Below are 18,491 nucleotides of genomic sequence, written 5' to 3' on the forward strand. Positions count from 1 at the left end.
AACGACGACAGCAGCGGGGACAGTGACAGCAGTGTCCTGAAGAACGGTGTGCGCAGCCCTGAAGCCCAAGCGATGAAAGAGAAGCTCTACACGCTCGGCTACCTCGACATTGCGGAGCCAAACGAAAACTTCGGCTCCCAGACCGAAACCGCCGTGAAAGAATTCCAGCGCGACCATGGCCTGACTGTCAATGGAATAGCCGGAACATCCACACTTTCAAAGTTAAAAGAAGCTCTGGAGGCTGAAATGAACGAGTCTATTCCATCCCCATTCACTTCTGTGCTGAGACAGGGAGACAGCAGTGACAGTGTCATCATGCTGAAGCAGTACTTGGAGGCTGCCGGCTACAGCACTAACAAATCGAGCACCTACGATCAGCTAACCGCTGATCAGGTAAAAGCATATCAATCTGCCAACGGACTTTCTGTAAGCGGGGCTGCAAACGGCCAGACCTTAAGCTCCCTCGTTGAGAAGCGGGGCACCACATACGTTTTCTCCGGTAAAGAGCGCTTCGGCCACGGTGTCGGTATGACTCAATGGGGCGCTTATGGCATGGCCCAGCAAGGATACAGCTACGATGAAATCTTAAAGCATTATTATACCGGCATCGACGTAGTGAACAGCGAAAGCTATAAAAATAAAACGATGCGTGTACTGCTTGGAGACACCAAGAAAAATACTGCTGACATTGAAAGCTCTTCTGCTTACAGCATTGTGACAACGAATGGAAATAAACTGTTCGAGGGCATCTCGGGCTCCACTACCGTCACATACGGTTCAGGTGGAAACGGAACGTATACCGTTAAAAATGAAGGCACAGAGAAAACGACCTCTGACCCGATTTACGCAGTCAGTGCAAACAATGGTACGATTGAATACGACGATGTTACCTATAAGGGGGAAATTCATTTTTCCAAAAGCCTAGTAGACGGCAAATACACGAGCAACTGGGTGATGGACGTCGTTAACCACGTGAATATCGATACGTATCTTGAAGGCGTCGTGCCATATGAAATGTACACCAGCTGGAACGAACCGGACGCATACAAAGCCCAGGCGGTTGCGGCCCGCTCGTATGCAATAACAAAAATGAAGACCTCCGGCACCTTCGATGTATACAACGATACCCGCTCACAGGTTTACCACGGCGTACCTACCGGCTCCCATAGCAGTCCGACGATTCTAAACGCCATACAATCCACGAGCGGACAGGCCATTCACTACAACGGCCGGCTAGTGGAAGGCGTCTACTCCGCCTCTGCGAGCGGTCATACTGTGGATGCTGCGGACGTATGGGGGAATAATGTTGGCTACCTGATCGGCGTTCCGGATCCTTACGATCCGTCAAAGTATAATCAGGTGAGCTGGACCGAGTCCTTCTCGTTAAAAGATCTCTCGGCTGTTGAGTATTTCAAAAATGAAAACAAAGGCGATGTGCTTGCCTTGCAGCCAACTATAAAAAATGAACGTCTTCAAAGCATTGATGTGATCATGGCCAAGGGAACCATCACTCTTACTGGTGATCAGTTCCGAAGCGCCGTTGACTCCAATGCAATGAAATCGAACATTTTAAGCATCGAGGAAATTAACTAAAGACAGCAAAAAGGGAGCCTCTCTATGAAGAGAAGCTCCCTTTTACTTTTCTTTCAAAAATGCTTTGATTTTTCTTCGAGCTGCCTACAACTCAATTTAACAACGCACAGAAATTTTTTCTAAAATTAAATTATTATTCACTACATTATTGATTTTTTTGGTAGTTCAAGCATTTTCCCTATTTCCGCATTCCATTCTGCTGGATAAAAACTGCCAAACCCACTTTGCGGATAAAAAGTCATTTCTCCGAAAAATATATTATCATTTATATAATATAAATCAACTCTTACAAAAGGAATATTGGCAGCTAAAGCTTCAACTAATTCAATCATTTTTTCATATTTTTCTGGTTTCGAATGTTTTATTTTGGAAGCTGGCAGTGGTCTTAAGCCATTAAATGGCATGTGGTTCCACTCCCGATCATAAAAATCAATTGTTTCTTGTTGTCCCCGGCCACGTATAACTTGGCAATAAGCAGCTTTCCCATTAAAGCAATAGAACTTATAATCAGTTAACCCGCCATTGGAGTTCTTTTCTTCAAGATATTTCTCACATAAAATTCTTGGTTGAATTTTTTTGTAAGGTTCTGCTCTCCCGTACCAATACCAATTTCTTTTCATCCAATAATAAAGCTGGTTTTTCGTTTCTTCAACATCAAGTTCGTTTTTATTTTTGCAGATAATATTGGACCCAGACCCGTGGGTGCATTTCAATACGAATTGATTAGGTAAATTTTCCCAATCAATAGCTTCAACACTATCATAAACACTATGAAGTGGAATCAAATACTTTTCTCCAATTTTTTCCTTCACATAGTAACGCACTTTATATTTATCGACACAATGCGTATAAAAATCACGTTGATCATAAAGCTTTAACCATTGAAGTTTATCATTGAAAGTTCGCGGCCGCTTTAAATTTAATTTTTTCCCTGTTTTAAGATAGTACTGGATTATTAAATACGTTCGGTCTGATAAGAAATTTGTAGGTAAACGCTTGAAAACAGATTCCAGGACCTTGCGAAACTTTGTTAATATATTTAATAATTTTTTTGAGATCGAAACGATGTTTATCAGCACCTTTTTTATTAAGACTCACTTTTATGAGAAGCATTTAAAATTCTGTGTGAAACGATATGAAGAAAAATAAAATTTATGGACATAACTATCGAATACATAGCAATGGTCAAATACGGATTAAAATTGTAAATCCATGAAATACCAAATGCTATTAACACTAATACCACCCGAAGGATATCAAGAAGCAAACGGGCTCTCTGTTTTTCCAATATTACAAATAACTTACCAGATGGAGCAAAGATAAACATAAAGAAAATCATAAAGGCAATGATACGTGCATACTCGCCGGAAGTAGTCCAGTTTTCTCCAAAAACCAGGCTAAATAACTGGGGGCCCAGAGCCACTAAAGCAATTAAAGGCAGAAGCCCAATGAGTATTAGTTTTTTAAACAGGCGATTAAATAATCGCTTTAGCTTCGAGGGATGTTCCTTCCCAATATTTGCGGCTTCCGCGTAAAACACGTTGGCTACTGATGTCCCCATTAAATTCATTGGTAATTTTACAATAGTATATGCTAACCCGTAAAAACCAACAGCTGAACTACTGAATACTGAAGTGAAGTATAAAACAGGCAGAGAAGAACTCAAAGACATTAATACAATTGAGGGCATATTGTAAAATGGAAAATTTTTATACCTTTTAAATGCCCACTTAATTTCTCTTGGATGAATTAATTTGGAGTACTCTTTATATTGCTTGCGAACTGGCGCGGATAATACACGAATTCCAGCGCTCATGCCCGCAATATGGCCGAACACTAGCCCAATTGGTCCAGCCCCTAAGGCTCCCGTGCCTACTTTAATCGTATTAGATAATATACTTTGATTAACGAGCGTTCTGGATACGTTTTTGTAATCACGCAAACGGAATGCCCATTGATTGAAAATTTTATAGAGTCCGGCTAACAACACCCCTAGTGGAATTAAAAAACGATACTGATAAAGGGTCTCGGACTTAAATATGGTTAAAAATACATCGCCGAAAATTAAAAAAACGATAGAAAGGAGGAGCACGAGCAAAGCAAGAACCAACAGACATAAGGTCAGAATATTAATTGCTTTTCGTTCGTCTTTTGCAATTGGCAAAGCCAATTCATACTTCAAAGCTCCAACGGCCAATATACTAATGATCGCTGTATAAGTTGTTAAAATACCATATTCGGTAGGCGTATAGATTCTTGTAATAACTGGGGAGAGGAGGATGTTTAAAGCCTGGGCAAATGCTGTCCCGCTCATCACCATCAAAATGCTTTTCCAGAAGTTGCTCTTTAATACTTTATTAATCATATCAATTCTCCATTGGAGTAATTTAAAGGTATGTTTTGCATTAATTCCCGTTTAAGAAACTTATAATTTCTTGTTTATTTTCTAACGCCTTTCTTTTCAATTCCTGCTTAACCTCCAATGTATCTTTATCCCAATATTCTTCTTGGATAAATTCTTTTATATTTGTTGAAATATCACCTTTTATTTGACTTAATTCATAAAAGTTCTTTTCTTTATTAATCTGCTCATAAAATCTTTTGGTTTTTTGATGCGCAGCTATTCCGAAAGTTCTAGTTCCCAAAGCGAAAGAAGTAATCCCTACATGAAGTTTAGTAGTTATGACGCCATCTAGTTGACTAAGAAAAGCACATGTGTCCCACATATTTTCATGACGATATATTAACGGCTCTTCTTTTAGTCTTTTTTTCATTTCATCTATAGCTTTTTCTTGAGGCAGTGAGTTCCTCTTGTCAGCTATGAGAACTGGTTTAATATCTTCATTTTCCAATACTTTCAAAACTGATTGCATCACATTTTCAATATTATCTTTATAAAATGAGTCATCAGGCGCTACACCAATATGTATGCCTAAGTAATATTTGGCTGTATCTTTAGCAATTATATTAGAGGCTTTCTTTATTGATTCCCGGGGAACATCTTCTTCACTCAAACTAAGCACAACGTCACCAGTGATTTTCATTTCATTGTTTTTGACACCGTATTTCTTGAGATAGTCAAATGAAGCTTCATCCCTGACCAAAACTTTTTCTGCTGAGTTACATATGTTTACAATAGAAGTTCTAGTTAAAATATTTGAAACAGGCCCTGCCCCTACGCCAGCAATCATGTATTTTTTATTATTTTTTTTAAAATTCTTCCCTGGCACATGGTGTTTCTTTCGGAAAAAATTTATACCCCACTTATATTTTTTATGGTTGGGTTCTCCAAAATATCCCCCGCCTGTGTAAATTAACTTTTCACTTTTATTCAAACATTCTTCTCCAACTGTTTCAGAAGAGGATATTTGGTCTCTATATACTTGCGACGCAAAAGGGAGGCCCACCTTTAAATTTAATTCCTGCACCCATTTCGCCTGAATACCAACAAGTAGTTCATCTCCAAAGTTTTCATTCTCATAAGCTCCGTGTAGGGAAATCATATATTTCCTTAACCTCTTTTCTTCTAAATAGTTATCGATGTAATTAATACAAAAAAATTATGTATATAGTAGTGAAAAATAACTTATTAATTTCATATTTCAAAACGACTGGCCGGAAGTAGGGGGCTCTTTTCTGCAACCGTAGCCAATTAACTTTCTATTTGCCAAGGTAAAAGGGGGAGTCGCGGTTGTGCTTTTAAACAGGGCAATTCACACATTTTCTATAACAGTAATCCCTTCGTTATAATTAATAACATAAATGAATTAAAGATTTACCCTTTTTTCTCATTTAATTGCTGATACAGATGTAAATATTTTTTCGCTACACTTTCCAAAGAGAATTTTTCATATATTACTTCTCTTGCGTTTCTTCCCATTTGCTCCCGAAGATCTTTTTCATCAATCAATTTTTGTAATTTTTCGCTTAGTAAATTTGCATTTTTAACCGGCACTAAATATCCGTTGTATTTGTCTGTGACAATATCTCTATTGCCCCCAATATCAGTAGTTATCGAAGCCAGCCCTGAAGAATTTGCTTCCAGTAACACATTAGGCAGTCCTTCAGAATAAGAAGGCAACAGAAATATATCTGATGCTTGCATGTATTCTTTAATGTTGTCTACTGAACCTCTATAAATAATATTAATAGAAGACTTCGATTTATTTATTTCTGCTATTCTGTTTTCAAGCTGAATATTTTCTAAAATAGGCCCACATAATACTATGGTGCATTTAGTGTCGTTTTCCAGCATACCTGCTGCTTCCAACAAATCTTCTATTCCTTTTCTTCTATTAATCGCCCCGGCAAAAAGTGCAATAACGCTATCTGATGGTAAATCAAGATTTTCTTTAATTTGATTTTTACGCTCTTCACTGACTGGATGAAATTTATCTACGTCCACCCCATTCGGTATTTTTACTATACTCTCTCGAACTTTAAGTGTCTTTTGAATATTATCTTTAATTTCTTCACTAATAGCCACAAATTTATCTGTGTTTTTCAGGAATTTTTGTCTGCGTCTTCTAGTAAAACGCTTAAATTTATTGATATTTTCCAGCTCTCTTGTACTTAGTTCTTCCTGGATAACTTTTACAATTATTTTTTTCCGAAATAATTTACTTGCAATATTGCCTGCTAATGCTTCCGGGCCTGCTTTTATACAATGAATTAAATTATATTTTTTCCTATTTAAAATCAGCCATAATAGTGTTCTCAAACAAAAAACATTAAAAATTACGCTGTTTTTAGAAGAGCGCTGAAAACCTAAAGGTACTACTTTTAAATTTTCACTTTCTTTTTGTTTAGAAGAATTGAAAGCAGTGAGCAGAGTAATATTTACAGAATCTTTATCCATCATAGCAGATATTACAGATTCTAACTGTTTCCCAAAACCCGAGTATTCCGGAGGGTACTTATAACAAATTATTACTATATTCTTCATTTAACAGGCCACCCACTCTTCATTATTTAAATATCAGAAGTAAATTTTCACTTAAGTAATAAAAGTTTACTTCTACAACTGAAAAATTGATAATCATCTACTTGCTTGATCGGTATCTATTTGTTTATTGGCTCTTGTCAGTTTAGTTTTAAAGATGTATGCGTATTCTGAAGACTACTGCCTGGCATCAGCACCATGTTTTCACCTTAACTTTAGTTAATAACTCCCTGAGGTTTCAAAAGTTTTTATTGTTAAGCTTCTTATAATTTAATTCAAAATAGTTTATCACTACTAGAGCTATTGCTAAGAAAAGCAAATAAGAATTCGAAAGATTAAAAGAAACGTTCCAGATTAAGAAAGAATGCAAAGCTACAAAAATACTTCCCACTACTATAAAATCTTTTTCCCAATTTTTGATCAAGGAAAGTATAAACTTCAACAACAAAAATATAATAATTATCGAAATAATTAAGCCGAATACACCCGAGCTGTAGAAAGTTTCTAAGAAAAAGTTGTGAGGGTATCCGAACTTATCGTCTGCGGCCCAAGCATTTAAACCATATCCTAAGAAGTTATCTAATGATTTATCTATATAATATTGATATACATTAATTCTTGGCTCATCTTCAATACTTGTAAATAAATCCACCATTCTCTCTGTTCTTCTTAAATCCGGAAATAAAAACCACCCTGCCACAACAATAACAATAAATCCTCCCAAAGTGCTGTACAGCCAAAGAAACTTTTGGTTTTTCCAATTATAATAAATAATATATGCAACAATTAATATCGTTGGAAAGAGTATAGGTGCTCTCCCGGAAAGCTCTGATAATGCGCCGGTATTCAGGATGATGCCTAAGAGAGCAAATGCTTTCCAACCCCATTCGTTTTTAGTGAAAAACAAAGCCACAGCTACTAATAGTCCTATGGATAAAGGAAACCCCATTACTAAGTAATTTTCTCCTAAATTGTGATTTAAATCTATAAACCCCATCAGCCTTAGTATCGATACTAAGATAGACCAAATTAAATGGAATATAAAGAATAGCTTGATTTCTTTTCTTTCCAGGGCTAAAAAAGCAGCAGAAAATGTCAGACATACACTTAAATACTTAGCTAAATCAACCATAGCTAATTCGGTATAGTTACTTACTAATCCAGAAAAGATTAGAACAATCCAGAAAAACATTAGCAGCAGCCAATAATAACCCCTGCCTTTCTGCTCAAGCAAGGGTATTTCTTTATCGGAAAGGACTTTCACAATAGCAACAGCCAAAAAACCAATCATAATTATCATATTTACCAACTCATGGTTTATGAATACAATTTTCAAACTCGGTATATTAAAAGCCAGGAACAGAAAAAAGGCTAAAATATAATTTATTAATTTGTTATTTTTTTTCATAATGGTAGCTTCCTTCCCAAGATACTGACTTCAGAATAAACCGAGAAACTTTTTCTTATTTCTGATCTTTAACGGTTCGTCGAGCAGCGGATCTTTATTTTCGATAATACGCTCGGCGTTTTCCAAAAGGGTATCCACGTATTCCGATCCCAGATGATGATCAATATAATCATAGGCCTCCCGCAGATCAAACGGGCGCAGATCAATGTTGTGAGCATCCGTCGACACCACGTGCGTGAGGCTATGGGTTATCATGTTTTCGGCAAACTGCTTAATGCTTTTATCCATCCTCCCGGTAAAGCAGTGGGCGGTAACCTGCGTGAGTGCCCCATTTTTCACGAACTCATGCAAAAGGTCCGGCTGCTCGCGGAACGCCTTCGTCCGCTCAGGGTGTACGATGACCGGCACGTAGCCCTCCACCTGGAGTTCAAACATCAGCTGCTTGGCGTACCTTGGCACCTGAGCGCTCGAAAATTCGACAAACACGTAGCGGCTGTGATTAAGGCCAATCGAAATACCTTTTTTTAAATCATTGACCAGCTCACCGTTAATCCGGTTCTCCTGACCCGGGAGCACCTTCAGATCAATACGGGCGCTTTTCAGTGATTCGTTTACGTAATCCACCAGGTGCGGAATGTCCTGGCCGCTGTTGTCCCAGGCCCCGTTTTTATGGTGCGGTGTAGCAACAACAGTATGTATGCCGTTTAACTGCGCGGCTCTTGCCATTTCGATGCTGTCCTGAATCGTTCCGGCCCCGTCGTCAATGCCGGGGAGTATATGTGAATGCAAATCAATCATAATCATTTGCTCCTTTACGTTTTTTCCATATCAACAGCTTATCATATTTTTATAAATTTATGCATAACGCCTGAGGGGAATGGGTCACAAAAAAGCCCGGAAGACATTAGCAGGCAACGTCTTCCAGGCTCCGGGTTTTTACGGTTCATATTGTAAGCTTAATCGTTTTGATTTCATATGGTTTAAAATCGAGCGTCAGGCTGGAACCGGCGGCGAGCTTTTTTTCCGGTTCTTCGAGCAGACTGCATTCCGTGCAGGAGGAAAAATCATGGGCGCTTGTAAACGTCACTTCCCCTCGCATACCTCCATGCTCATGCAGACGAACGATAATTCCGTCATCATCCTCCGCCTGTTTTACGGCATCCACAGTAATATTGGCCGCATCCGGCTGCAGAAAACTGTATTCCTGCACTGCCATGCCCCCAGGAGCAGTGTCTGCCAGCACGTTCAGCTCCGTGGCTTCCTGAACGGTTCCACCCTCAAACCAGTCTCCTCGGTGCGGAAACAGGCTGTACGTAAAAATGTGCTCGCCCTGGTCCTGGGTCGGATCCGGTTCTATCGCTGATTTTAACAGCGTCAGCTTCATAACGTTATCTTTAATATCGTAGCCGTACTTGCAGTCATTGAGGAGGCTGACACCGTAATCCCGCTCCGAAAGGTCCGCCCATTGATGTCCCACCGTCTCAAACATCGCCTTGTCCCAGCTTGTATTCCAGTGGGTTGGGCGCTTTACATTTCCATACTGAATGTCGTAGGTCGCTTCGGTGGCACGGATCTGGACCGGAAACGCTGCTTTAAGCAGCTGCTGATGCTCGTGCCAGTCGACCGTCGTTTCAAAGTCAATTCTCCGCGAATGGCTGTACACGATGACCTTCTGATAGACCATAGAAGACTGATAGCTCCATTCCAGGGCTATTATTGCACGAAGCGGACCGTTTTCTACCAGCTCGGCTTTTTTCAGCTCAGAAACGGTGTACTGTTTTTCCTTATAAAAGATATCAATATCCCAGGCATCAAATGCAAGCGGTTTGTCCTCAAACACTTCAAGTACATTCGCCGGCCCGGCAAGCGTTTCCCTTCCGGCTTCCCTGTCATACACACTCACCAACTGCCCGTGTTCATTAAAATCAATCGTATAAAAAGGGGTCTCCAGCCGGTGGTTGTCGTATTGGAACGGCGTATCCTGCTTCTGCTGGGCAGTTCCGTTGGCATAGATGACCTTATATCCCAGTGCTGGCAGGTTCGGTACATGGACGAGCATCTCTCCGGATTCTTCTGTCTGCACCTGCAGCTGGTTTCCTGTATGGTCGGTCCAGCTGTGCTCTGCGTCCGGCACCTGAATTACTGCCCCGCGTGAGTGGGAGGCTGGATTAAATACCGTTAATTTCTCGCCGGCGGGGTCAATTTTCAGAAGCTTCGCCTTTGTTTCCTGTTCATTTTTGGCCGCGAGCTCCAGCGCTTCCGCGTATTCTTTCGTACTGTCCTCGTACACTTCTCTAATAGAGGAGCCGGGGATAATATCATGGAACTGGTTGCGCAGAATGATTTTCCACCCTTCGTGAAGTCTATCCTGATGCCCGTTGCTCCATGAGCCGTTCTGAAGATAGGCAAGCGTATCGAGCCATTCTGCCCGGCGGTAACGCTGTTCGGCGATACGGTTCATTTTTTTATTGTACGCCTGGCTTGTGTACGTACCCCGGTGGTACTCCAGATACAGCTCCCCGTCCCATGTGTGGACGTACTGATCAGTTTGTTCCATCCGCTCATGGAGTCCGTCAAGATACTCATCCACCCTGCCTGTTTTTACATTCGGGAGCCCGGGCATTTCATCAAACCGGCGGATTTTTTCCAGCATGTCCCGGTTCACCCCCCCGCCTCCATCCCCATATCCGTAGGAGAGAAGCAGTTCATTATTAAAGGGGCGGTCCCGGTACTGATCCCAGATGCCCTGAATGCTTTCGGCTTCAATTTCACCATTGTAGGTATATTTATTCGATCCGTCCGGCGTCGTAATGAAATGCGCAGCAATCTCCGTCCCGTCGATCCCGCGCCAGGTGAAGGTGTCATGCGGCATCCGGTTGTACTGATTCCAGCTGATTTTGGTTGTAATAAATGTATCAATGCCTGCCTGCTTCAATATCTGCGGCAGCGCCCATGAATAGCCGAACACGTCCGGAAGCCACAAATAACGGCACCGCTTCACTCCCAGCTCCTGTTCGAGAAAACGCTGGCCGTACAGCAGCTGCCGGCTCAGGGATTCACCGGAGGGAATATTACAGTCGGCTTCGAGCCACATCGCCCCGCCGGCTTCCCAGCGGCCCTCGGCTATCCGCTGCTTAATCTGTTCGTAAATTTCCGGATAATCGTTTTTTATATACTCATACAGCTGGGGCTGGGTCTGCAGAAATTGGTATTCCGGATACTGGTCCATTAATTTCAGCACGGTGGAAAAGGAGCGTCCCGCTTTTTCCCTTGTGTGCTTCAGGCGCCAGAGCCAGGCAACATCAATATGTGTATGGCCGACGGCCCTTACCGTCAGCGGGTGTTCCTCCTGCAGGGAACCCATCTCCTCGTGCATCTGTTCGTTTGCTCGTCTCACGGAGGAATAAAACTCACTGCTTCCCGGGGTACGCCAGTCGATCTGCTTAAACGACCGGTCAAGTGCCTGCAGCAGCAGCGCCCGTTTAGCATCCCGTCCGTCGAGCACAGCTGTCGTTTCCAGAGCCGCTTCCGCTGTGTAATACAGATCATCCGCCGATTCATCCAGGCAGGAGATAAAGGCGATCTGCAGCCGGTGCTCCTGGATTTCCTGGTTTCCTTTAATTCCTTCAAGGCCTGACCAGAGCCGGAATTCCAGCGTGATTTTTTGTCCGGCAAGCCGGTTAGGGAAAAATACCTCCTTGTGATTTCCGTCCACTGCCTGCATCGGCTCCCCGTTAACATACAGCAGGGATTCAAACCCAGAGTTATGACCACCGCCCGTTTTTCCGAAGTCAAATACGCCGACGATTTTTTCCTGTTCCCATTCCCCCGGGATATCCACTTCTGCTTTCAGCCACAGGTAGCGGTCTCTTCCTTCCCAGCGGTCGCCTATAGTCATTTCTTTTGGCTCCTGCTTAGGCATGGAGTGAATAATTTCTTCTCCCGTTTCCTCCTCCACCGTCTCGAAGCGTTCGATGGGCTGCTTTCCTGTATACCGGTACTGCTTTAATTCGCTTATCCGCTGTGCTAATTTTTCTTCTGTCCAAAACATGCTTCTCATCCTCTCTGAAATAAATCCCTGCTATCCTTTAACAGCTCCGCTTGTCAGTGCTCCGACAATGTAGCGCTGCAGCAGGACGAATAAAATGACTACTGGAATAATGGACATGATGCTGCCTGCAGCAAGCAGGTGGGTCGTAATCTGTGTCTGGGTGGACTGAAGATTTACGACGCCGACCGAGACCGGGTACAGCGACGCATCATCGATCAAAATGAATGGAATGACAAACTGCGACCAGCTCTGCACAGCGACAATAATAACCACCGACACAATCCCTGGCAGGCTGACCGGAAACAGAACCCGGCTAAGCATCTGCCATTTATTGCATCCATCGATAATGGCTGCTTCATCCATATCAACCGGCACGGTATCGATATAATTTTTCAAAAACCAGGTGGTAAATGGAAGCACCACAGCAACGTATACGAGAACGACCAGCCACAGCTGGTTCAGCAGCCCCCAGCTTGCAAACAGCCGGTAAATAGGTATCGTGATCACGACCGCAGAGATCATTTGTGTCATTAAAATGGCTATCATAAGATGGTTTTTAAATTTCATCCGGTATCTTGATAAGGCAAACGCCGCCGGCACCGCGATGAGTAGTGTTAATACGACTGTGGAAGCGACAATCCGGAATGAATTCCACAAATACTGAAGTACCGGAGCTGTATCAAGCACCTCCCGGTAATTCCCGATCGCAAAGCTTGTCGGGATAATGCTTGGAGGCACCTGAAGCACCTCAAACCTCGTCTGCAGGGACAGGGAGAACACCCAGAGAAGCGGAAATAAAAAGCTGAGTACGACAAGCACATAGCTTGTATACAGCCCAATTCTTATCCAACGCTGTTTTTTCGCACCTACCATCATTTATTCCTCCCCCCTTCGGCCGAGTACCTTTAAGTACACAAGCGTCATCACTACGTTCACAACCAACAGCACTACTGCGGTCGCAGCACCTTCTCCAAGGTTAAACTCCCTGAAAATAGCGGTGTAAATACTTAAAGCGATAACCTCTGTACTATTACCCGGCCCGCCGCCTGTAAGCGCCATCACCATATCAAACGTATTGAAGGTATCGATCGAAATAATGATGAGGTTGACCAGAATAATAGGAGCGATCGCAGGGAGAATAACACTTTTCATCCGCTGCAGGGCATTTGCCCCGTCGATGACCGCCGCTTCGAGCACATCCTTCGAAACCGTTTTCAAACCTGCATACATTAAGATCATGCTGAACGCTGTCCCCCGCCATATATTCGCAAGCGTCACGGACAAAAGTGCCATGGTGGGGTCGGAAAGAAAGGAAACGGGTCCGAGGCCAACGGTACTCAGAGCATAATTGATAATGCCTGCATCTGTTTCGTTATACAGCATACCCCAGATAACCCCGATGACGACACCTGGAATTGCCCAGGCTACCAGCACGGACGTACGCACGACCACCGTCCCTCTCAAATTCATTTTCTCCCCCTGGACAATGAGAAGCGCGACGATAAATCCGGCAAATAGTTGAAAAACCACACTGAAAAATACAAAGAACGCCGTCGTGCCGATCATTGGCAGAAAACCTGGAAGCGTGAACATTCGAAGGTATGATTCCAACGTATAGTCGTACCCCACCTGAATCATATTTGCATCAGTGAAGCTCAGCCGCACTATTTGGAGAATCGGATAAAGAAACACTGCAGCCAGCACTAACAAGAGAGGGACTAGCCAAGGGTACGGTGTATCCCACATGGTCCTTCTCGGCCTCCGCTTTTTTTCCGTTTGCTGAGGGGGAATCGCTTTGTCGTATGTGCTCATTCACTCTCACCGCCTTCTCCAAAGGTGACAATCTCCCATGCATCATCGACCGCCTGCTCCGGCTCCTTACTTCCGGATATTACCTGGGAAATAGCCGTTTGCAGCTGTACCGAAATTTCATTGTATTTTGAAGATCCTGGACGGGCTTCAGCTTCTGTTTCCAGAGATGTCAGAAACTCGTCATTGAAAGCGCCAGGATTGTAGGAATCGGCTTCATAGACCGACTGCCGGGCCGGAAGCGACCCTTGAATCGAGGTGAATTCGCCCATTCCTTCTTCGCTGATAAAGGAATCCATAAGAAAATCAAAGGCGGCTTCCTTCTTTTCGGGGTCTTCTGTAAAGATCCCCCACGCCCAGCCGCCGGCGCTTGACACGGTCGGATCATCTTCTTCAATTGTCGGGAGTGAAGCTACTTCCCAGTTTTCAAAGTCGTCACCAAGTATCTCTTCTATCGTAGCCGCCTGCCAGCTTCCGCCAAGGAACATGGCCGTATCGCCGGCAGCAACCTCGCCGTTTGCATCATTTTCCTGTCCCGAGCTTGCCATGCGTTTGGAAACCGCTCCTTCTTCCTGGGCACGGTCGAGCGTCTCAAACGTACGGATCATTGCTTCTCGGTTCTTACCTTCGCCAAACGTCGGGTTCCCTTCCTCGTCCACCAGCTCGCCGCCCTGCGACCAGAATAACGGCCATAATGACGTCACCGACGTGCCTTCCCCGATTCCCAGCGGAAGAACAAGCCCTTCATAGCCTTCTTTTTGTACTTCATTGGAGACTTCAATTACTTCATCCCATGTCGACGGCGGCTCCTCAATTACTTCTTTGTTATAGTAAAGCATTCTCGTATCCGTGCTCATATACAAGCCATAAATCTTCCCGTCATCGCCCCGTAACACCTTTTCCGCAAATGGAAGGTAATCATCCGGATCGATGCCGCGCTCCTCCATTAGTTCATCCAAAGGCTGCAGATACTCCTTATAACGGTCCAGCATATAACCGTCAATCGCAGCCATGTCCGGGGCCCGGCCGGTGTTTGCCTGTTCAAGGAGTCTTGCCATCGCTTCATCAATATTGCTCGATTGAAGACTTATTTGTATATCCATATCCGGATGCTCTTTTTCAAACGACTGTACGTTTCCTGAAATATAATCTGAAGTTGCGGCTGATGGGGCTTCAGGTGAATAACCTGCTGTCGTGTACCAGGTGAGCGTCTTTTTTTCTTCGGCGCTCGGGTTTTCTCCACTGCATCCTGCCAGCCCTGCTATTACCAGCATAGATATTCCAATAGATATTGATTTTTTCATGAGGCACCGCCTCCGATCTGCAATATTTTATAACCCTGCACTTTTTAAAATGGTTTTAATAAGTAAGTAAAAGCTAAAGGCTGCAACACTAATGCAGCATTTGCTTTAAGATCAGCGAAGCGGCGCCCATAGCTTCCGCTTCCCAGCCAAATGTTGAAGATATGAATTTCATCGCATTTGCCGTTTCAGGGTAAACGCATTCCTTCACTACCTTTTCCGCTTCTTTGGCAAAGTCCGGTACAGCCGTGATCAACCTGCCGCCAATCACAACCAGCTCCGGGTTCAGAAAATTGACTTTGTCTGCAATGGCACAGCCGACGTCCTCCATGCTTTCCTGGATAATTTCCCGGGCCAGCGGGTCTTCTTTTGCGTAGCAGTCAATGAATTGGTCTATGGAATTTAAATTATTGGGCAGCGATGTTGATTCGCCTTGATGTATTCGCTCTCTGGCTTCTTTCATAATAGGAAGAATAGAGTATAAAGATTTGCCAGTCGCGTTATTTTTCGGACGAAGCCGGCTGCTGTCAAAGCCTACCTCTCCTGCCAGGTGGCTAGCTCCTCGAAAGAGCTGGCCGTTTATAATATAGCTGCTTCCTATCCCAAAATCGATCATAAAATAAAGAACATTTTCTGCTTCCCGCGCCCGGCCGTAATGCCATTCGCCGAGCAGCATACAGTTTGCATCTTTTTCCAGGATGACATCTGTTTCAAACGCTGTTTCAAATAAAGAAACAATCTGGACGTTTCTCCATAAAGGCAAATGAGGCGGCGATAAGATAATTCCTTCTGACGCGTTGATCGGCCCTGGCGAACTGATTCCTATGCCCGCCATTTCCTTCAATTGAAATTCCGGGGCAGCTGTAATTTTTTTCAGCTCATTTATCACTCTCCCGAGTACGGCTTCAGGGTCTTCCTCTAACGAAAAAGAATTTGTTTTCCGATAAACTATCTCCCCCTTTAAAGTAGTTATCACAAGCGTGACCTCTTCAACGGAAATGCTTACACCAACCAGATAGTGCCATTCAGCATCCAGGGTATATAATGTCGGTTTTCTTCCGCCGTTGGACAGCGCCTGCCCCGCTTCCTGCAGCAGGCGTGCTTTTTCCAAATCAACTAAAATATTACCTACGGAAGCTACAGTTAAGCCCGTCGTTTTAGCCATTTCCTGCTGTGTCATCGGCATTTCACTGCGATGAAGCAATTCAAATATACGCCTGCGATTTGCTGTTTTTAACATATTTGCGTTTGTTACTGTCATGATAGCCACCTATACTTTTTAAAATTGTTTTAATAAGTAATTAAATGTTAACGCTTTCATTTTAGAAAGTCAACATTTTCTTTTTTGACATGACTCTATTACAATAAAATCATCTGAATCATTGGAGTGATCGCATGGACTACCGCCAGCTCGTTTATTTTATGGAATCTGCCCGGCTCGAAAGCATAACGCGCGCCGCTGAACACCTGTACGTCACCCAGCCGACAATCAGCAAGATGCTGCGGCAGCTCGAGGAAGAATGGGGAGTAACGCTGTTTGACCGTTCGCGTAAAAAACTGACTCTTACCGATGCCGGCGCTGTCATGCTCGAGCAGGCGAAAAAAATACGTCACGCCTATCACGGACTTGAGCACGAGCTCGATGCCCTCCGCGGCTTGAAGCGCGGGCAGCTCCGCATCGGCCTGCCGCCGATCTTAAGCTCCTCCTTTTTCACCCGGGTGATCGCTCCATTTCACGAAAAGTATCCGGAGATCACCCTGCATCTTGAAGAAAACGGCTCAAAAAAAATTGAAGAGGCTCTGTTGCACGGCGACCTCGACGTCGGAGCCGTCGTCCTGCCTACCGAGGAATCGCTTTTTCATACACACCCGTTCGTCGACGAACCGCTCCAGGTCGTGCTTCCTGCCCGTCACGCGCTTGCGGCTCAGGCATCTGTCGGACTTGCCGAGCTTAACAGAGAGCGTTTTTTGCTGTTTAACCAGGATTTCTCTTTGCGCCAGCAGATTATTACTGCCTGCCGGGACATTGGATTTATGCCTAATATTCTTTCGGAAAGCTCGCAGTGGGATTTTATCGAGAAAATGGTCGTGAGCGGCCTCGGCATCACTCTCCTGCCTGAAAGTATCTGCCGGGAGCTTGGCGGCGAGGTTGTTATCCGGCCGCTTGCCGGGGAGGCGCTCCGCTGGAAGCTCGGCCTCATCTGGCACCGCAAGCATTACCTTTCGTTTATCGCTAAGGAGTGGCTCGATTTTTCCATTCCGGTGCTTTCCAAAATGAAGCAGGAGGATTAATGCATTTACCATAGATAAAGGCTATGATAATCATATTAATCATTCATTTTTATTATGGTCATGTGTGGAGTATCCTTATAAATGAAAGGAGACTTCACTATGCAGTCACGGAAAATGCGTGAAAGCCGTATCGTCAACACAGACCAGGTGCTGCTGAACGATTTAAATAACTACAATTCCCTTTTTGGCGGTGTTCTGATGAAAAAACTCGACAGCTGCGCCACGCTGTCGGCCCGACGGCATTCCCGTGCGAAGGAATGCGTTACCGCTTCGACCGATTCCATCGATTTTCTTTGCTCGATTTTCCAGACGGATTCGGTCTGCATTGAATCATTCGTTTCCTATACCGGCACAAGCTCAATGGAAATCTTCTGCAAGGTCATCGCTGAAGATATGATGAGCGGGGAACGCCGGATTGCAGCTACTGCCTTTTTAACCTTTGTCGCTCTTGGCGACCACGGCAAACCAGTGCCGGTCCCGGATATTATTCCGGAAACTGATGAAGAAAAAACGCTGTTTGAAACCGGCCAGGACCGCGAGATTGACCGGAAGCAACACCGGCAGAAAAGCAAGGAGCTCGCGAAATTCATTACCCTGGAAAAACCATGGGATGAACACGAGGAGGGTACGCAGTATGATCACGTTAACTAGTATCCAGACGCTCCGGAGCGTCGATGAAGAACGCTGCGCATTGAAGCAAAGCAAAGGAGAGCTGTATACGCTGTGGACTCATGCGGTTCAACTGACCCGGAAGCTTCAGCTCCGTTATCAAAGTCTGTGTGCGCTCCTTCAGCCGGCAGAAGAACTGCCGCCAGACGTTCAGGCGCTGCCGACTTCTGTGCGCAGTCTTTATATAGAAGAAGTGCAGAAACTTCGCACACAGGCGAACGATGAACAGCTGCAGCAGTTTATCCAGACACTTTCCTTTGAAGAGCAGGAAGCCTTATGTGCGCTGACCGCCGGGGCTACGCCGGAATCCATTAAGGGATTGAACAAATAACGAAACGAATCCAGACAATTATATTGTCTGGATTTTTTTGTAACTTCCCTGTCTTTTTAGACGACTATTATTTGTGGCAGATATCATATAATTAC

General features: G+C 44.0%; 15 protein-coding genes. 4 read left to right on the forward strand and 11 right to left on the reverse strand.

What is annotated here, in order from left to right; genetic code table 11:
* A partial coding sequence (locus ACTRXG_RS05920) for a SpoIID/LytB domain-containing protein (protein ID WP_474284305.1) occupies positions 1 to 1,593 on the forward strand: 1,593 nt, incomplete at its 5' end.
* Between the two features lie 140 nt (positions 1,594 to 1,733).
* Here the strand turns inward: ACTRXG_RS05920 and ACTRXG_RS05925 are convergent.
* From ACTRXG_RS05925 to ACTRXG_RS05975, 11 genes are all read right to left on the reverse strand, one after another.
* The gene (locus ACTRXG_RS05925) at positions 1,734 to 2,672 is read right to left on the reverse strand and encodes an ATP-grasp fold amidoligase family protein (protein WP_474284306.1); all 939 of its coding nucleotides are present in this window, start codon (positions 2,670 to 2,672) and stop codon (positions 1,734 to 1,736) included.
* A gap of 8 nt (positions 2,673 to 2,680) precedes the next feature.
* Positions 2,681 to 3,958 carry a lipopolysaccharide biosynthesis protein gene (locus tag ACTRXG_RS05930; protein ID WP_474284307.1) on the reverse strand — a complete coding sequence of 426 codons (1,278 nt, stop codon included), beginning with the start codon at positions 3,956 to 3,958 and terminating at the stop codon, positions 2,681 to 2,683.
* Positions 3,959 to 3,998: 40 nt separating this feature from the next.
* Positions 3,999 to 5,096 carry a polysaccharide pyruvyl transferase family protein gene (locus ACTRXG_RS05935; protein WP_474284308.1) on the reverse strand — a complete coding sequence of 366 codons (1,098 nt, stop codon included), beginning with the start codon at positions 5,094 to 5,096 and terminating at the stop codon, positions 3,999 to 4,001.
* 272 nt (positions 5,097 to 5,368) lie between these two features.
* Positions 5,369 to 6,538, reverse strand: a complete 1,170-nt coding sequence (locus ACTRXG_RS05940) for a glycosyltransferase (RefSeq protein WP_474284309.1) — start codon at positions 6,536 to 6,538, stop codon at positions 5,369 to 5,371.
* Positions 6,539 to 6,773: 235 nt separating this feature from the next.
* Positions 6,774 to 7,943 carry an O-antigen ligase family protein gene (locus ACTRXG_RS05945; RefSeq protein WP_474284310.1) on the reverse strand — a complete coding sequence of 390 codons (1,170 nt, stop codon included), beginning with the start codon at positions 7,941 to 7,943 and terminating at the stop codon, positions 6,774 to 6,776.
* Between the two features lie 30 nt (positions 7,944 to 7,973).
* The gene (locus tag ACTRXG_RS05950) at positions 7,974 to 8,741 is read right to left on the reverse strand and encodes a tyrosine-protein phosphatase (protein WP_474284311.1); all 768 of its coding nucleotides are present in this window, start codon (positions 8,739 to 8,741) and stop codon (positions 7,974 to 7,976) included.
* Positions 8,742 to 8,886: 145 nt separating this feature from the next.
* On the reverse strand, positions 8,887 to 11,994 hold the full coding sequence (locus tag ACTRXG_RS05955; protein WP_474284312.1) for an alpha-mannosidase: 3,108 nt from the start codon (positions 11,992 to 11,994) through the stop codon (positions 8,887 to 8,889).
* Between the two features lie 30 nt (positions 11,995 to 12,024).
* Positions 12,025 to 12,870 (reverse strand): carbohydrate ABC transporter permease, encoded by an 846-nt coding sequence (locus tag ACTRXG_RS05960; RefSeq protein ID WP_474284313.1) that lies wholly within the window; start codon positions 12,868 to 12,870, stop codon positions 12,025 to 12,027.
* Positions 12,871 to 13,806, reverse strand: coding sequence for a carbohydrate ABC transporter permease (locus ACTRXG_RS05965; protein WP_474278061.1), 936 nt, complete (start codon positions 13,804 to 13,806; stop codon positions 12,871 to 12,873).
* On the reverse strand, positions 13,803 to 15,107 hold the full coding sequence (locus tag ACTRXG_RS05970; protein WP_474262290.1) for an extracellular solute-binding protein: 1,305 nt from the start codon (positions 15,105 to 15,107) through the stop codon (positions 13,803 to 13,805). Before ACTRXG_RS05970 ends, ACTRXG_RS05965 begins: the two co-directional genes overlap by 4 nt.
* An 88-nt stretch (positions 15,108 to 15,195) precedes the next feature.
* Positions 15,196 to 16,365, reverse strand: coding sequence for an ROK family transcriptional regulator (locus ACTRXG_RS05975; protein WP_474262291.1), 1,170 nt, complete (start codon positions 16,363 to 16,365; stop codon positions 15,196 to 15,198).
* A gap of 134 nt (positions 16,366 to 16,499) precedes the next feature.
* Here ACTRXG_RS05975 and ACTRXG_RS05980 point away from each other — a divergent pair, with 134 nt between their 5' ends.
* The 3 genes from ACTRXG_RS05980 to ACTRXG_RS05990 all read left to right on the forward strand — a co-directional run bounded on the left by ACTRXG_RS05980 (position 16,500) and on the right by ACTRXG_RS05990 (position 18,396).
* Positions 16,500 to 17,396 carry a LysR family transcriptional regulator gene (locus ACTRXG_RS05980; protein WP_474284314.1) on the forward strand — a complete coding sequence of 299 codons (897 nt, stop codon included), beginning with the start codon at positions 16,500 to 16,502 and terminating at the stop codon, positions 17,394 to 17,396.
* A gap of 99 nt (positions 17,397 to 17,495) precedes the next feature.
* Positions 17,496 to 18,047, forward strand: a complete 552-nt coding sequence (locus ACTRXG_RS05985; protein ID WP_474284315.1) for an acyl-CoA thioesterase — start codon at positions 17,496 to 17,498, stop codon at positions 18,045 to 18,047.
* Entirely contained in the window at positions 18,031 to 18,396 is a 366-nt protein-coding gene (locus tag ACTRXG_RS05990) for a hypothetical protein (RefSeq protein ID WP_474284316.1), read from the forward strand. The genes ACTRXG_RS05985 and ACTRXG_RS05990 overlap by 17 nt, the downstream gene beginning before the upstream one ends.
* Positions 18,397 to 18,491: the final 95 nt, after the last annotated feature.

The organism is Marinococcus sp. LNSP9103-4 (genome assembly GCF_056034345.1).

Coding starts and splice junctions, on each gene's coding strand:
- ACTRXG_RS05975 (WP_474262291.1), bottom strand. CDS start 16,365: ATGACAGTAACAAACGCAAATATGTTAAAAACAGCAAATCGCAGGCGT.
- ACTRXG_RS05965 (WP_474278061.1), bottom strand. CDS start 13,806: ATGAGCACATACGACAAAGCGATTCCCCCTCAGCAAACGGAAAAAAAG.
- ACTRXG_RS05935 (WP_474284308.1), bottom strand. CDS start 5,096: ATGATTTCCCTACACGGAGCTTATGAGAATGAAAACTTTGGAGATGAA.
- ACTRXG_RS05985 (WP_474284315.1), top strand. CDS start 17,496: ATGCAGTCACGGAAAATGCGTGAAAGCCGTATCGTCAACACAGACCAG.
- ACTRXG_RS05945 (WP_474284310.1), bottom strand. CDS start 7,943: ATGAAAAAAAATAACAAATTAATAAATTATATTTTAGCCTTTTTTCTG.
- ACTRXG_RS05960 (WP_474284313.1), bottom strand. CDS start 12,870: ATGATGGTAGGTGCGAAAAAACAGCGTTGGATAAGAATTGGGCTGTAT.
- ACTRXG_RS05970 (WP_474262290.1), bottom strand. CDS start 15,107: ATGAAAAAATCAATATCTATTGGAATATCTATGCTGGTAATAGCAGGG.
- ACTRXG_RS05940 (WP_474284309.1), bottom strand. CDS start 6,538: ATGAAGAATATAGTAATAATTTGTTATAAGTACCCTCCGGAATACTCG.
- ACTRXG_RS05980 (WP_474284314.1), top strand. CDS start 16,500: ATGGACTACCGCCAGCTCGTTTATTTTATGGAATCTGCCCGGCTCGAA.
- ACTRXG_RS05930 (WP_474284307.1), bottom strand. CDS start 3,958: ATGATTAATAAAGTATTAAAGAGCAACTTCTGGAAAAGCATTTTGATG.
- ACTRXG_RS05990 (WP_474284316.1), top strand. CDS start 18,031: ATGATCACGTTAACTAGTATCCAGACGCTCCGGAGCGTCGATGAAGAA.
- ACTRXG_RS05950 (WP_474284311.1), bottom strand. CDS start 8,741: ATGATTGATTTGCATTCACATATACTCCCCGGCATTGACGACGGGGCC.
- ACTRXG_RS05955 (WP_474284312.1), bottom strand. CDS start 11,994: ATGTTTTGGACAGAAGAAAAATTAGCACAGCGGATAAGCGAATTAAAG.